The sequence below is a fragment of the Rhizobiaceae bacterium genome (assembly GCA_023953845.1).
GTDB lineage: Bacteria > Pseudomonadota > Alphaproteobacteria > Rhizobiales > Rhizobiaceae > Arvimicrobium.
The window spans coordinates 4,234,507-4,249,786 of the sequence record JAMLJC010000001.1 but is presented as its reverse complement, the minus strand read 5'-3'; the positions used below and the strand labels follow the sequence as shown (position 1 = coordinate 4,249,786).

General features: G+C 64.6%; 16 protein-coding genes. 7 read left to right on the top strand and 9 right to left on the bottom strand.

Annotation, left to right across the window (positions count from 1 at the left end):
- Positions 1-240: 240 nt before the first annotated feature.
- The 6 genes from M9955_21020 to M9955_20995 all read left to right on the top strand — a co-directional run bounded on the left by M9955_21020 (position 241) and on the right by M9955_20995 (position 6,593).
- Positions 241-744, top strand: coding sequence for a histidine phosphatase family protein (locus M9955_21020; GenBank protein MCO5084126.1), 504 nt, complete (start codon positions 241-243; stop codon positions 742-744).
- Between the two features lie 66 nt (positions 745-810).
- Positions 811-2,265 (top strand): YcjX family protein, encoded by a 1,455-nt coding sequence (locus M9955_21015; GenBank protein MCO5084125.1) that lies wholly within the window; start codon positions 811-813, stop codon positions 2,263-2,265.
- Positions 2,262-3,329: a TIGR01620 family protein gene (locus M9955_21010; GenBank protein MCO5084124.1), complete on the top strand. Its 1,068-nt coding sequence runs from the start codon at positions 2,262-2,264 to the stop codon at positions 3,327-3,329. Before M9955_21015 ends, M9955_21010 begins: the two co-directional genes overlap by 4 nt.
- Before the next feature lie 136 nt (positions 3,330-3,465).
- Positions 3,466-3,999 carry a hypothetical protein gene (locus tag M9955_21005; GenBank protein MCO5084123.1) on the top strand — a complete coding sequence of 178 codons (534 nt, stop codon included), beginning with the start codon at positions 3,466-3,468 and terminating at the stop codon, positions 3,997-3,999.
- 182 nt (positions 4,000-4,181) lie between these two features.
- Complete coding sequence (locus M9955_21000) at positions 4,182-6,032, top strand: monovalent cation:proton antiporter-2 (CPA2) family protein (GenBank protein ID MCO5084122.1); 1,851 nt, start codon at positions 4,182-4,184, stop codon at positions 6,030-6,032.
- 9 nt (positions 6,033-6,041) lie between these two features.
- Positions 6,042-6,593, top strand: a complete 552-nt coding sequence (locus tag M9955_20995; protein ID MCO5084121.1) for a DUF924 family protein — start codon at positions 6,042-6,044, stop codon at positions 6,591-6,593.
- An 11-nt stretch (positions 6,594-6,604) separates the two neighbouring features.
- Here M9955_20995 and folK read toward each other — a convergent pair whose 3' ends face one another.
- Genes folK through folP form a run of 3 tightly spaced genes read right to left on the bottom strand, consistent with a single transcriptional unit; the run spans position 6,605 to position 8,327 of the window.
- On the bottom strand, positions 6,605-7,120 hold the full coding sequence (gene folK, locus M9955_20990) for a 2-amino-4-hydroxy-6-hydroxymethyldihydropteridine diphosphokinase (GenBank protein ID MCO5084120.1): 516 nt from the start codon (positions 7,118-7,120) through the stop codon (positions 6,605-6,607).
- A complete protein-coding gene (gene folB, locus M9955_20985; GenBank protein ID MCO5084119.1) occupies positions 7,104-7,466 on the bottom strand; it encodes a dihydroneopterin aldolase in 363 nt (120 codons plus the stop codon). Before folB ends, folK begins: the two co-directional genes overlap by 17 nt.
- 3 nt (positions 7,467-7,469) lie before the next feature.
- A complete protein-coding gene (folP, locus tag M9955_20980) occupies positions 7,470-8,327 on the bottom strand; it encodes a dihydropteroate synthase (protein ID MCO5084118.1) in 858 nt (285 codons plus the stop codon).
- A gap of 93 nt (positions 8,328-8,420) precedes the next feature.
- On the opposite strand from folP, the gene M9955_20975 reads away from it, so the two are divergent.
- Entirely contained in the window at positions 8,421-9,023 is a 603-nt protein-coding gene (locus M9955_20975) for a DUF922 domain-containing protein (GenBank protein MCO5084117.1), read from the top strand.
- A 17-nt stretch (positions 9,024-9,040) separates the two neighbouring features.
- Here the strand turns inward: M9955_20975 and M9955_20970 are convergent, their stop codons facing one another.
- The 6 genes from M9955_20970 to M9955_20945 all read right to left on the bottom strand — a co-directional run bounded on the left by M9955_20970 (position 9,041) and on the right by M9955_20945 (position 15,261).
- Positions 9,041-9,832 (bottom strand): ATPase, encoded by a 792-nt coding sequence (locus M9955_20970; GenBank protein MCO5084116.1) that lies wholly within the window; start codon positions 9,830-9,832, stop codon positions 9,041-9,043.
- Positions 9,833-9,851: 19 nt separating this feature from the next.
- A complete protein-coding gene (locus tag M9955_20965) occupies positions 9,852-10,760 on the bottom strand; it encodes a DMT family transporter (GenBank protein MCO5084115.1) in 909 nt (302 codons plus the stop codon).
- 61 nt (positions 10,761-10,821) lie between these two features.
- On the bottom strand, positions 10,822-11,811 hold the full coding sequence (locus M9955_20960; GenBank protein MCO5084114.1) for an RluA family pseudouridine synthase: 990 nt from the start codon (positions 11,809-11,811) through the stop codon (positions 10,822-10,824).
- Positions 11,812-11,843: 32 nt separating this feature from the next.
- Positions 11,844-12,221 (bottom strand): fluoride efflux transporter CrcB, encoded by a 378-nt coding sequence (gene crcB / locus M9955_20955; protein ID MCO5084113.1) that lies wholly within the window; start codon positions 12,219-12,221, stop codon positions 11,844-11,846.
- A gap of 65 nt (positions 12,222-12,286) precedes the next feature.
- Complete coding sequence (locus M9955_20950; GenBank protein MCO5084112.1) at positions 12,287-13,597, bottom strand: replication-associated recombination protein A; 1,311 nt, start codon at positions 13,595-13,597, stop codon at positions 12,287-12,289.
- Positions 13,598-13,764: 167 nt separating this feature from the next.
- Positions 13,765-15,261: a DegQ family serine endoprotease gene (locus tag M9955_20945; protein ID MCO5084111.1), complete on the bottom strand. Its 1,497-nt coding sequence runs from the start codon at positions 15,259-15,261 to the stop codon at positions 13,765-13,767.
- Positions 15,262-15,280: the final 19 nt, after the last annotated feature.

The window sequence follows — 15,280 nt, the reverse complement described above, 5'->3', positions numbered from 1 at the left end:
ATTTCGGCGCCTATATATTCGGGCAAGATTGTCGAAACAAGATTTATCGCGCGCCGATCATCGGAATGTTAACGCCGCATGAGGTGTCGTGATCCTTATGCAACGCTGCGGTATAAACTGCTGAATCTTTTGTCATAACGGTGCCGCAACCTGCCGAGAACCAAGGCAATTGCACACCACCGCGCCTGCCGCTAAAGCAATTGCGGAAGGTTTGGACCGCAGGCACGGGAGCCATTGATTTTGAGCCGGGTGTTTCTGCTTCGACACGCGAAAGCCGGGTGGGCGCTGCCCGGGATGCGCGACTACGACCGCCCGCTGGACGAGACGGGCCGTCGCGATGCGCGCGCCATGGGCGCGGCGATGGCCAGGGATGGATACAAGCCCGCACTGATCTTCTGCTCGGCCGCGCTGAGAGCCCGCGAGACGCTGGAAGGGGTGGCCATTTCCCTGAAGGCCGAAAACGTTGCCTATTCCGAAACACTCTACAGCACCGATGCAGGCGGATATCTCGACGCGATACGCACGGTCGGCGCGGCCGAGAGCGTGCTTCTGGTCGGCCACAATCCGATGATGGAGGATCTGGGCACGGCGCTCCCGGGTGGCGGCGACATGAATGCGCTCGGCGTGCTCGCAGGCGGCTTCCCCACAGCCGGGCTGGCGGTCATCCGGTTCGACGGGCCACTTTCGCAGGTCGCGCCGGGCAAAGGCTGGCTCGACGCATTCCTCCACCCCGGAAACATTTGAGGCGGCGCGCCCGCATTTCAAATTCCCGCTTTCACCCCTATATCGCTGTTGCGGATGGAGCAGCGATTGGCCTCACTCACCACCATTGCCGACGAGGCGCTGATCGCGCTCGATACGCTGTCGGAGCGGACGGGAAGTCTGTTCGCGCCATCGATCCGCCTGGGGGTCACCGGATTGTCACGGGCGGGAAAGACCGTTTTCATATCCGCGCTGGTCCACAACATCCTGCATGGCGGCCGCCTGCCGTTGTTCGAGGCTCAGAAGTCGGGACGCATAAGCCGCGCCTACCTGGAGGAGCAGCCGGACGACGCGGTGCCGCGGTTCCAATACGAAGACCACGTCCAGGCGCTGATCAAGTCGCGCGTCTGGCCGGATTCGACGCGCGCGATCTCCGAACTGCGCCTCACCATCGAATACGAGTCGGCTTCCGGCTGGAACCGCATGTTCTCCGCCGGAAAACTCTCGGTCGACATTGTCGACTATCCCGGGGAGTGGCTGCTCGACCTGCCTCTGCTCGGCAAATCCTACCGGCAATTCTCGATGGAGTCCTTCGAACTGGCGGAACTCGCGAACCGTCATGACCTTGCCGAGACGTGGCGTGCAACGGCGCAATCCGTCGATCCCGACGCCAATGCCGACGAGATGACGGCACGCAGGCTCGCCGAGACCTTTTCGGCCTATCTCAAGGCTTGCAAGGATGACGAGCGCGCGCTTTCCACGCTGCCGCCGGGCCGTTTCCTGATGCCGGGCGATCTCGAAGGGTCTCCGGCGCTGACATTCGCGCCCCTGCCCGATCTCGCTGACAAGCGCGCACGTTCCGGATCGCTGCACGCGATGATGGAGCGCCGCTACGAAGCCTACAAGTCGCATGTGGTGAAGCCGTTTTTCCGCGAGCATGTGACGCGGCTCGACCGCCAGATCGTGCTCGTCGATGCCATGCAATCGCTCAATGCCGGTTCGGACGCGGTGGCCGATCTCGAACGCGCGCTGACGGAGATCCTTGCCTGCTTCCGGCCGGGACGCGGCAGCTTCCTAACCGACTGGTTCTCGCGGCGCATCGACCGCATCCTCATCGCCGCGACCAAGGCCGACCACCTGCATCATGAAAGTCACGACCGGCTGCAGACCATCGTCCGGCGGCTTGCCGACCGCGCCATCAAACGCGCCGATTTCTCCGGCGCCGAGGTCGAGGTCCTCGCCATGGCGGCCGTGCGCGCCACGCGCGAGGGCACGGTGAAGCACGGACGGGAGACGCTGCCGGTCATCATCGGCACGCCGCTCAAGGGCGAAACGATCGGCGACGAGACCTTTGACGGCAAGACCGAGACGGCGGTGTTTCCCGGCGACCTGCCAGTCTCGCCCGAAACGGCGCTGAAGGCGGCGCCGGGGGAGCTTGCGCTGCGCTTCGTCCGTTTCCGGCCGCCGAAACTGGAACGCTCCACCGAGGGGGTGACGCTATCGCTGCCGCATATCCGCCTCGACCGGGCGTTGCAGTTCCTGCTCGGAGACCGCCTGGCATGACGACGCCACGCAAACCCGCATCCTTCCGCATAACAACCGAAACCGAACCGGTGCCGGAAGCCGAGCGTCCGTCGGAACCGCAGGTGCGCAAGCCGCGCGCCGCCCGACCCGATACCGCGGTCGTCGTGCCTGCCGAGATCGACGTGTTCGACGTCGAAGCGCAAGCCGCCGACCAACCGCCGCTGCCTGTCGCGCCGCGCCGCCGCTCGCGGCTCGCGGCTATTTTCTGGAGCGCGCTCGGCGCTCTGCTGACACTGGCGCTCGGCCTCTGGACGGATCAGCTCATCCGCGACCTTTTCAGCCGCGCGGACTGGCTTGGCTGGGTCGGCGTTGCGGCGGCGGCGGCGGTTGCATTGTCGCTCGTCATCATCCTTGCGCGCGAAATGCTGGCCCTGTTCCGCCTCGCCTCCGTCGAGAAACTGCGCCAGCGCGGCGCCGACGCAATCCTTCGCGACGATCCCAAGGCCGCGCGATCCGTCACCGACGAACTTATCGCCTTGCTCGCCACGCGACCGGAAACCGCCGCCGGCCGACGCGCCCTCGAAGACTTGCGCGGCGATATCATCGACGGCGCGAATCTGGTGCGGCTCGCGGAAACCGAGCTTCTCCTGCCGCTGGACATACAGGCCAAGACGCTGGTGCTCGACGCCGCCAAGCGTGTTTCTCTGGTCACGGCGGTCAGCCCGCTCTCGCTGGTCGACATCGCCTATGTCGTATTCGAATCGGGCCGGCTTATCCGCCGGCTGTCGCAGCTCTATGGCGGCCGGCCGGGCACGCTCGGCTTCATTCGCCTTACCCGCGACGTGCTCGCCCATCTCGCGGTCACCGGCTCGATCGCGGCCGGCGACAGCATCGTGCAGCAACTGGTCGGCCACGGCCTGGCCGCGCGGCTTTCGGCCAAGCTCGGAGAGGGCGTCATCAACGGCATGATGACGGCGCGAATCGGCGTCGCCGCCATGGAGACCGCACGCCCGCTTCCCTTCGCGGCCACGAAACGTCCGGGCCTCGGCGATTTCCTTTCGGCGCTGACCACTTTCACGGCGCGGAAAACGCAGGAAAAGTAAGCGCCGCAGGGATTTCGCGGCTTCGGCTGCAAGGCTATCCAGCGGGCGTCTGGCTCCCGGTCGAAGAAACCGTTAACCATTCTTGGGCATGGTTCGGGTCGATCAGTTCAGCCTTCTCTGCCTGCGGAAAGTCCCGATGAAGCGTGCCCTGTCGTTTGCCTGTCTATCGCTGGCCGCTGCCGCGGCGTTCTCCGTTCCGGCGTCCGCGGGAGACCGCGACGGAGCGTTTTTCCGCAACGTTTCCGGCACATGGACCGGCCCCGGGGAGATCGTCGCGGGCAAATACAAGGGTACGAAATTCGTGTGCAACTTCACCGGTTCGGCGAAATCCGGCAAGGCCGGCATGTCGCTCGACGGCGACTGCCGTGTCGGCGTGTTCACGCAGAAGATGTCAGCGTCGTTCGAACACAACGGCCGCAACTACAAGGGCAAGTTCATGGACGGCGCCGCCGGCAAGGGCCTCGACATCGTCTCGGGCAACGTCGTCGACGAAAAGAAAGTCATCCTCGCGGTCAACCGCGCACAGCTCGACGGCGTCATGCAGGCGCGCATACCCGACGACAACACGATGAACGTCACCGTGTCGGTCAAGGTCGACAAGAAGCTGGTGCCGGTGATCGGCGTGAACCTCAGGCGTGTCGACGGCGCGACGGTCGGCTCCATCGACTGACGTCGCGATCCGGCAGGCATCGTGCCGGCCAAGCCGCGCTTTTCCTCTCATCACAGCCATTCTCTCGTCATCGCGCCGACAAGCGCGTCTGTTGCAGGTTGGATTCCGCCGAACGTTCATTATGTTGACGTGCATGCGCCCTTGCCGCGTATGAACTCACTCTGACCGGGAACGGGCCACGCATGGCGGCGGAAGCAGCGAATAGCGAACTGATCAGCGTCGTCGCCCTGCTCGGCGCCGGCGTGATTTCGGTCCCCATCTTCAAGCGTCTCGGGCTCGGCTCGATACTCGGCTATCTTGCCGCCGGTCTCGTCATCGGCCCGTTCGGGCTCGGCGTATTCTCGGACCCTGCCGCAATCCTGCACGTCGCCGAACTCGGCGTCGTCATGTTTCTTTTCATCATCGGGCTGGAGATGCGGCCGAGCCGGCTCTGGAACCTGAGGGGCGAGATCTTCGGGCTGGGCATCTTTCAGGTCGGGCTCTGCGCCCTGCTGCTGACCGCCGTGGGATTCGCCGCCGGTTTTCCGATCGCCGCGTCTTTCGTCGCCGCCGCCGGCTTCGTGCTGACGTCGACCGCCGTCGTCATGCAGGTGCTCGAGGAGCGCGGCGAAATCGCCGAACCGAAAGGACAGCGGATCGTCTCCATCCTTCTTCTGGAGGATCTGGCCATCGTGCCGTTGCTGGCGCTGGTGGCCTTCCTCGCGCCGGGGGCTGTGGAGACCAGCCTCGCCGAGCGCTTCGTCGACGTCGGGATCGGGCTTGCCGCGATCGTCGCGCTGGTGGTCGCCGGTCTCTACCTGCTCAACCCGCTTTTCCGCATTCTGGCGGACGCGCATGCGCGCGAGGTCATGACGGCGGCGGCGCTGCTTGTGGTGCTGGGCGCCGCGCTCGTCATGCAGTCCAGCGGATTGTCCATGGCGATGGGCGCTTTCCTCGCCGGCGTGCTGCTGTCCGAATCGACCTTCCGCCACCAGCTCGAGGCCGACATAGAACCGTTCCGCGGCATCCTCCTCGGTCTCTTCTTCATGGCCGTGGGCATGTCGCTCGATCTGACCGTGGTCGCGGCGAACTGGCAGCTCATCGCCGCCTTCGTGATCGTCTACATGGTGGTGAAGGCCCTCGGCATCTATCTCGTCGCGCGCCTCCTGAAGAGCGGGCACGCCGAAGCGCTGGAGCGCGCCGTTATCATGGCGCAAGGCGGCGAGTTCGCCTTCGTCCTCTATTCGTCGGCAATGGCCGTCGGCATCATAAACGGCGAGGAGAACGCCACGCTCACGGCGATCATCATCATCTCCATGGTGCTGACGCCGCTGGCGATCATCGGGATGCGCCGTCTCCTGCCGAAGCGCGAGGAGGTGTCGCTCGACGGCGTCGAGGCGGCGAACGGGCTGCAAGGAAGCGTGCTTGTCATCGGCTTCGGCCGATTCGGTCAGATCGCCAGCCAGCCGCTGCTTCTGCGCGGCGTCGACGTCTCGATCATCGACAATGACGTCGAGATGATCCAGGCGGCCGCCAGTTTCGGCTTCAAGGTCTATTATGGCGACGGCACGCGGCCGGACATACTGCATGCGGCGGGTGCCGGACGCGCCCAGGCCGTCCTGATCTGCGTCGACAAGGGCGAGACGGCGGTGCGGATCGCCGAAGTCCTGAAATCGGAGTTTCCGCTGGCCAAGATCATGGCGCGGGCGTTCGACCGCGGCATCGCGCTGGACCTGATCAATATCGGCGTCGATTATCAGGTCCGCGAGACATTCGAATCCGCGCTGTCCTTCGGTCAGGCGGTGCTTGAAACGCTCGGCATCGACGAAGAGGAAGCGGCGGACGTGATCGCCGATGTCCGTCGACGCGACAGCGCGCGGCTGGAAGCCCAGATGACAGGCGGCCTGCAGGCCGGCCGCGGATACTTCAAGGGCAACATGCCGGTTCCGACGCCGCTGACGCCACCGAAGCGGCCAGGCCGCGCCATGAACGAAGAGACGCAGGACGCCCTGGGCCGGCAGCCGAACGACCTCGCCGAAGACAATGCAGGATAGGAGGACGCCGTGACGGGATCACCCGATCCGAAAGCCAAGGCCTGCGCCAGCTTCTGGCTGGACGCGGGCTTCGAGGCATGGTTCGCGAAGGACGAGGCGTTCGACGCCGAATTCAAGGCGCGCTTTCTCGACCAGCATTTCGCCGCTGCCCGCCGCGAGCACGACGACTGGATCGAGCATTTCGAAAGCGCCTTCGCGCTGATGATCCTGCTCGACCAGTTTCCCCGCAACAGCTTTCGCGGCACCGGCCACATGTACGCCACGGATCCCCTTGCCCGCTATTTCGCACGCAAGGCGCTCGCCGCGGGGCATGACCAGAAGATCGAAGCGTCCGCCCGCGTGTTCTTCTATCTGCCGTTCTCGCATTCCGAAGACCTGACGGATCAGGAACTCGCGGTGCAGCTCAATGAACCGCTCGGCGGCGAATTCCTGAAGCATGCCGTCGGGCATCACGACATCGTCAGGCGTTTCGGCCGCTTTCCGCACCGCAACCGCATATTGGGCCGCGAGACGACACCGGATGAACAGGCGTTTCTCGACGAGGGCGGCTTCGCCGGCTGAAATCCCAACGCCTATCCGCGCCACCACGCGGCGGGCGTTTCCAGCCGTGTGATGCCTTCGACATCGAGAGCGGCGGCGTGATCGGCGACGCTGCGGCCCGACAGCGTGAGCGTCGGGGCGATTTCGGCCAGCGGCACCATGACGAAGGCGCGCTCCAGCATGCGTGGATGCGGTATGGCCAGGCCGGGTTGCTCGATGGTCGCATCGCCGTAGACCAGCACATCGAGATCGACGATGCGCGGACCCCAGCGCTCGGCGCGGACCCGTTTCAGCGCCTGCTCGGTCGCGAGGCACAGGTCCAGCAATTCGCGCGGATCGCGGCCGGTCGCGATCTCGGCGGCGCAGTTGAGGAAATCCGGCTGGTCGGTCTTGCCCCAGGGCGGCGTGCGGTAAAGCGACGATACCGCGACGACACGCGTCGCGGCGTCCCGGTCGATCATCTTCAGGGCGGAAGCCATGGACGCCGCCGGATCGCCGAGATTGCCTCCGAGGCCGAGAAAGGCGCGCACCTCAACCCGGCCAGACAACGGTCACCTCGACATGGTCGAGCACACCGGCGACCGGCGCATTCGGCTTGCGCACCGTGATTTCGGCGCGCCTGATCTGCGGATAGCGCGCGATGAGCGCCTTGGCGACAGCCAGCGCCAGCGCCTCGATGAGGAAGCGGCGCTCGCCGGTGACGATCTTCTCGATCACGCCGAAGGCGACTCCGTAATCGACCGTGCCGTCGATGCTGTCGCTCTCCAGCGCGTCGCCCGGATCGACAGCAAGGACCGCATCCACGTAAAAACGCTGCCCGAGCGCCTCCTCCTCGTCGTGGACGCCATGGCGCGCGAAGAAGGCGCAGTTCTTCAGGCGGATGAGATATGTCACGCGTCAGCGATCCTGTTGGTGCCCTTGCCGGGCAAGCATAGCATCGGCAAAGACGAGCGCGTCCCTGCTGAATGCGACATTGTGGACACGGAAAATGGCGGCGCCCTTGAGGCGCAATATGGCGCTCGTCGCGGCCGTGGCGACGTCGCGGTCGTCAGACGCCCTGCCCGTCAGCCCGCCGATGAAGCGTTTCCGCGATGTTCCGACGAGCAGCGGGAAGCCGAGCGCGTGCAGTTCCTCGAAACGCGCCATCAGATCGAGATTGATCTCCATCGTCTCCTTGGCGAAGCCGAAACCGGGATCGAGCACGATCCTTTGAGGCGGAACGCCGGCCGACGCGGCGATCTCGAGCGATTTTCCGAGAAAGGTCTTCTGGTCGGCGATCACGTCAGGATCGACAACCCGCTCTCGCCCCGTATGCATGACGACTAGCCCGGCACCGGTTGCCGCGGCCACCTCCGCTATATGAGGTTCGCGTTGCAAGCCCCAGACATCGTTGACGATATGCGCGCCCGCCTCGACGGCAAGGCGAGCCGTCTCCGCGCGATAGGTGTCGATCGAGATCAGCGCCGGGGTGCGCGCCGCCAAGGTTTCGATGATCGGCAGGACCCGGGCCTGCTCCTCGGACGCGCTGACGGAAACAGCGCCCGGCTTCGTCGTCTCGCCGCCGATATCGACAATGTCGGCGCCTTCCTCGATCATCCGCTCGGCCTGCGCGACGGCGTCATCGAGCCTGTCGAAACGTCCGCCATCGGAAAAACTGTCCGGCGTGACGTTCAATACGCCCATGATCCGCGCCGTCGGACCGAGTTCGAGCGCGCGTCCGTGCGCCAGATGCCATTGTTTCGAAACTATTCGCATGGATAGAGTGTCGTCGGGATGTACCGCGCCGCAGTGGTTTTTCGTCATTGCGCGTTGCGGTGGCCAAAGCAAGGATATGCAGGAGCAAGGTTCATGAAATCAGCCGCGCTGGCCTTGCTGTCTGTATTCGTCGCCATGGCGCCGGCAAGGGCTGCCGATCTCAGGAAGAGCTACAGCTATTTCTCCATCGGCGGAAGCACGCTGGAAGACATCGAGCGCGAGCTTGAGCGGCGCGGTCCCAATGTCGGCACCACCGGTCAACGCCACCCGGGTGCGACGCGCATGGAATTCAAGACAAAGCTGAGCTGGAGGCAGCAGAAAAACCGCTGCACCCTCGAAACCGCACGCGTCACCATCACCGCCAAGGTGATCCTGCCGCGATGGAAGCCGGGGCGAAAAGCGAGCAGCGAGACGCGCTTCATCTGGTCGACGCTGGCCGCGGACATCAAGCGGCATGAGGAGGCGCATGTCATCATCGCCAAGAATCATGGACGCGAGCTGGAAAAGGCGCTGATGGCCATAGGAAGCCTCCGTACCTGCCAGAAGGTGACGGATCGCGCGTCGACGGTGACAAAACGCATTCTCGACAAGCATGAGCGCGAACAGCAGCGCTTCGACCGGGTGGAAAGCGACGGCTTCGAAAAGCGACTGTTCCGGCTGCTGGAATACCGCCTGCGGAGCGCCAAGTCCGGTTGAGCGGTCGCTGCGACGTATCAGGCTTTCAGGGCTTCGATCAGATTGACGGCGGACATCATTTCGGCCTTGCGCGAGGCCCGGCGCGCCGCAGCCTCGAAATCCTCGCCCCACTGCTCGATGTTCCAGTCCTCGTCGACATGGGCCGCCGTCCAGCCCTGCTCCGCGTTGATCTCGCCATGCTCGATAGCAAGCGCGATCAGGGCTGAGCCGGTCAGCGTCGTCATGACATGCAGGGCAGCGAGCAGCAGCGGATTGCCCCGTTCCTTGAGATGGCGGCCGACCGCCGCGATGGACTCGCGCGGCTGCTCGACATGTATGACGCCATCGGAAAGAATGAAACGCGCGCCCAGCACTTCGCGCGCCCAATCGAGTATCGGGTCCCATGTGTCGGCCTGGCGCTGCACCAGCCGTTCGGGAGAATCGGCGCGGTAAAACAGCATATCGCTGGCCGCGAAGCGCTGGATGTCCTCCAGAACGGCCTGCGGGTCCGACGCAACGCCGTCGATCGCGGTGTTGACGAGGCGCATGACCGGCATTGAAGCCGGGTTGAAATGCTCCTCTTGCGCGGCGAATTCCGCGGCCACGAGCTCGGCGGCCGCTCTGGTCGGCATGATCATGACCACGCGCGCCGGCGTCCGCACCGGCCGGCCGTCGAGATGGACCGCGAACCCTTCCGGCGTTTCGGCGACCGAAACGTCATTGTAGAATCGCTTGACGGCCGGAGCCTTCATCTGGATCTGCGCGCGCCGGGCAGGGTCGGGGTCGGAAAGAAGCTTGCCCTGTTCGAGATCGCTGAGAATGTCGCGCATCGAAATCTCCCGGAATGCTTCAGGCCTTCTGGCGCGCTGGCCGGTTGACGATGATGAGACCCACGACAACCATGAGCAGAGCCGCGAATATGCGCCACGAAAGCGGCTCATCAAGAAGCAGCGCTCCGCACAGCACGCCAAAAACCGGCGAAAGAAAGGCAAAGCTCGTCAGGCCTGATGCCGGATACCGGCCCATCAGCCAGAACCACACGACATAGGTGAACCCGACAACATAAAACGCCTGGAACAGCATTGCGCCGGTTGCGAGCCAGTTGCCGTCGCGCACCGGCGGGCCCGCAAGAGCGAGCAACGGCACCATCACGATCGCGGAAACCACCAGTTGATACAGCAGAACCTTTTCCGCGCTGACGAACTGCAGACGGCTCCGGCGGATGACCAGCGTCGTGGCCGCCCACAGTATGCCGGCAAGGAAGTTCAGCACATCTCCGACAATCGCATCGGGCGTCGGCAGGCTGAGCTTGTCGGAGAAGACGAGCGCGACACCGACGAAGGCGAAAGCGAGGCCGGCGAATTTGCGCGCCGACATATGCTCGCCAAGCAGGAAGTGACCGCCGATCAGCACCCAGAAGGGCATGGTGTTTATCAGCAGCGTTCCGCGTGCGACGCTCGTGAAATCCAGGCCGATGAACATCAGCGCGAACTCCGCCCCGAACAGCACGCCCGCGACGATGCCGGCCACCAGCGTGCCGTCCCGCTCGAAAAGCGGGATTCCACGGAGACGGCACCAGAAAAAGATGAGCACGCTGGCCAGCGCGGACCGGGCGAGCACGGCGAAAACGGGATCATAGCCCGTGTTCGTAAGCTTGGCCGCGACGCCGTTCAGCCCCCATGAGAAGGTGAGGCCGAGCATGATGGCGGCGGCGGCGATATCGATCGATTGCCGACGTTCAATCCCGAGCGACGTCATGAGCGCCGTCTCGCGGAGTGGCGGGCAATAGCACCGAAAATTGCAACGGGTCGCGGCAACGCTAGTTCTCCCCGCCGGCCGCCGCTTCGTCGAAGCCGAGCAGATTCCAGCTCTGGCGCATATGCGGCGGCAAGGGAGCCGTGACGTCCACGACCCCGCCGTCCGGATGCGGGATGACGATCCGCCTCGCATGCAGATGCAGGCGATTCTGGAGACCGCCGGGGAACTCCCAGTTGGTATCGGCCTCGAAATATTTCGGATCGCCGATGATCGGATGACCGATATGGGCCGCGTGAACGCGCAACTGGTGCGTGCGGCCGGTATACGGTTCCATCTCCAGCCAGGCGAGATTCTGGCCGGCCTGTTCGATCACGCGATAGAACGAGACGGCGTGATCGGCTCCTTCCTCGCCGTGCCTTGCGACACGCATGCGGTCGCCGTCGGCGGTCTGCTCCTTGATCAGCCAGGTCGAGATCTTGTCCTCGCGCTTGCGCGGCACGCCCTTGACCAGCGCCCAGTACGTTTTCTTCGTCTCGCGCGCCCGGAACGCTTCGGAAAGCTTCATCGCCGCTAGCCGCGTCCTTGCAATGACCAGAACGCCGGACGTGTCCCGGTCGAGGCGATGCACAAGGCGCGGCTTCTCGCCCTTCTTGTTGCGCCACGCTTCCAGCATGTCGTCGACATTGCGCGTAACACCGGAACCGCCCTGCACCGCCAGACCGGAAGGCTTGTTGAAGACGAAAACCTTGGGGTCCTCGTGCAGCAGCATCTTCGACAGGAGATCACCGTCGCCGGTGCCGCGAATGGTGTTCACCGTGAGATCGGCGCCGGCGCCCTTGCGGTCGACATCCAGCGGCGGAACGCGGACGGCCTGGCCCGGCTCGACACGGGTATCCGATTTCGCGCGCGCACCGTCGACACGGATCTGGCCGGAGCGCAGGAGCTTCTGCAAATGGCCAAAGCCGAGGCCTGGATAATGCACCTTGAACCAGCGGTCGAGGCGCATGCCCGCCTCGCCTTCCTCGACCTTGATCTGTTCGACGCCTGCCATGTCACTGTCCTATCAGAGGCGGGGCAATAACATCAGGCGAAGCTGCGGGCGAGCCACAGGCCGAGGAAAAGCGTAAGTATCGACCCGATCACGCTGGCGAGAGCATAGCCAAGCGCCGAAGCCAGAGCGCCGCGCTCCCAAAGCACGGCGAAATCCAGCGAAAAGGCGGAGAACGTGGTGAATCCGCCTAAAATGCCCGTCGCCACGAACAGGCGCAGTTCGTTCGATGCGTTGAAGCGCCGCGCCAGCACTTCGATGAACACACCCATGATGAGCGAACCGACGATGTTTATCGCCATCGTACCCCACGGAAAAGAAGAGCCGACCAGCCTGAGGGCAAGTCCGTTGGCAAGATGCCGGATCGAGGCACCGATGGCGCCACCGACGGCGACGAGGGCGATGTTCCACATGCTTGCCGTTCTATGTCTTCGCCGCGCAGCGTCAATGCGCCTGACGAGGCAAAAATCCAGCCAGTTCAGCTATTCCGCTCGCGGCGCAGTTTTGACCAATAGTCCAGCCGCTTGCGGATTTCGCGTTCGAAGCCGCGATCCGGCGGATCGTAGAAGGTGCGGCGGCCCATCTTCTCCGGAAAGTAATCCTGACCGGAAAACGCGTCCGGCTCGTCGTGGTCGTAGCGATAGCCCGCGCCGTAGCTTTCCGATTTCATCAGTTTCGTCGGCGCGTTGAGGATATGCTTGGGCGGCAGCAAGGACCCATGTTCCTTGGCGGCGGAAGTCGCGGCCTTGAACGCCGTGTAGACGGCGTTCGATTTCGGCGCGGTGGCGAGATAGACGCAGGCCTGCGCGAAGGCGAGTTCGCCTTCCGGCGAGCCGAGATAGTCGTAGGCGTCCTTGGCTGCGTTGGCGATGACGAGCGCCTGCGGATCGGCAAGCCCGATATCCTCCACCGCCATGCGGACCAACCGGCGGCCGAGATAGAGCGGGTCCTCGCCGGCGTCGAACATGCGGGCGAGATAGTAGAGTGCCGCGTCGGGGTCGGAACCGCGAACGGATTTGTGCAGGGCCGAGATCAGATTGTAGTGGCCGTCCTGGCTCTTGTCGTAGACTGGCGCGCGGCGCTGCACGACGTGCTGCAACCCCTCGGCGTCGAAAATCTCGCCGGGACGCGCGGCACGCCAGACCTCCTCCGCAAGCGTGAGCGAAGCACGGCCGTCGCCGTCCGCCATGCGCAGCAGGACCGCCCTCGCCTCCTCGTCCAGCGGCAACGGCCTGCCCTCGATCTCCTCCGCACGCGAAAGAAGTTTCAGGATGCTAGCCTCGTCGAGCGCGTGAAAGACGAGAACGCGCGCCCGAGACAGAAGGGCGGCATTGAGCTCGAAGGACGGATTTTCGGTCGTCGCGCCGACCAGAACAACCGTTCCGTCTTCCATCACCGGCAGGAAGGAATCCTGCTGGGCGCGATTGAAGCGGTGGATCTCGTCCACGAACAGCAGCGTCTGCCGGCCGTTGGCGCGCCTGAGCTTGGCCGCCTCGAACACTTTCTTGAGGTCGGCGACGCCGGAGAAGATCGCCGAAATCTGCTCGAAGGCCAGATCGGTTTCGCCGGCCAGCAGGCGCGCGACCGTGGTCTTTCCGGTGCCGGGCGGCCCCCAGAAAATCATCGAGCCGAGCGAGCCGGAAGCGATCAGCCGCGTCAGGGCGCCATCTTCGCCGGTCAGATGCTCCTGCCCGACGACCTCCGACAGCGTGCGCGGGCGCAACCGGTCGGCCAGCGGCCTTCCGGTCGGCGCTTTCTTCGGTTCATCGACGGTGAACAGATCGGCCATAAAAATCTTTGTCGTTGAGTCCGGTCACACCGTCATCCTCGGGCTTGTCCCGAGGATCTGCCAACACTCGTGTGAAGAAAGCCGGCCATAGCTTCCTTTCGCAAGGCTGTAGATCCTCGGGACAAGCCCGAGGATGACGGCGTCGCGATCTATATCGTGCCGGCCGCTCAGTAACGCAACATCTGCTTTATCAGGCGGCCGTTGCGCTCCACGGTAAAGCGCCACCAGCGCTGATCGGCCGACGCGGCCTCCTGCAATTTCTCCGGCGTATCGATCTCCACCCCGTTCACCTCGCGGATGATGTCGCGCGGCCGGAAGCCGAACTGCGCGGCCGGCGAAGCAGGGTCGATATCGACCAGCGCGACGCCCTTGCCTTCCGCACGCACACGCAGCCTCTGCGCCACGCGGGGCGACAGCGCCGCCACCTTGGCGCCGGCGAACGGATTGTCGCCCTCGATCGTCACCTCGGCGCTGGACTGCCCGACCGGTGCGCGGATGAGCACCACATCGACCTCTTTCTGCTTGCCGCCGCTCAGTACCGCCAGCATGGCCGTGGCTCCGACCGGCTGCGTCGCAAGGCGATAGCCGAGCGCATCCACATGCTCGATGGTGGTGCCGTTCATGGACAGCACGACGTCGCCCGCCTTCAGCCCGCCCTTCGCCGCCGGACCGCCGTCATCGACCGAGGCGACCAGCGCGCCGCTCGGGCTCATCATGCCGAGCGCCTCGGCGATCTGCGCCGTCACCGGCTCGAAGGTCGCGCCGATATAGGGACGCTCGAAGAAATCATTGCCGTTCTTCGCCGATTCCACGACGGCGCGAACCATGTTCGACGGAATGGCGAAGCCGATGCCGATGGAGCCGCCGCTGCGGCTGTAGATGGCCGTGTTGATGCCGATGAGCTGGCCGCCCATATTGATCAGCGCGCCGCCCGAATTGCCGGGATTGATGGCGGCGTCAGTCTGGATGAAGAAGCCGAAATCCGACACGCCGATGTGCGAGCGGGCCAGCGCCGAGACGATGCCGCTGGTGGTCGTCTGTCCGACGCCGAACGGATTGCCGATGGCGAGCACGAGATCGCCGACCTCGAGCGCATCGGAATCGCCGATGGGGACGACCGGGAACGGCTCCGGCGCGTCGATCTTGAGTACCGCGATATCGAGCGACTCGTCCTTCAGCAGAACCTTGCTCTGGAATTCGCGCCCGTCGGAAAGCGCGACCTTCATCTCGTCTGCATTGGCGATGACGTGATTGTTAGTGACCACCAGCCCGCTGGGGTCCACGATGACGCCCGAACCAAGCGAGGATTGCGCGCGCGGCGGCAGCTGGCGGCCAAAGAACTGCTCGAAGAAAGGATCGCCGGCGAAGGGCGAGAGCGATTCCTTGGGCTTCTGCGTCGCATAGACGTTGACGACGGCGGGCGTGGTCGCCTTCACCAGCGGCGCGAAGGAGAGCTGCATGTCCTCCCGACCGAAAGGAACGCGCTTTTGCGGCTCGGCGGGCGTGACAGGCGCGGTCGGCGCGTCCTCGGAACCACGCAGCAACTCGCGCATGATGTCGCCGAGAACATTGCCGCTGTCCTGCGCTGCCGCGATGCCGGTGACGCTTAAGCCCGCGATCAGCGCCAGACCCAAAGCCGCGTTTCTGAGGCCGAAAAGCCGCATTGCGAATCCCTCGGTTTTT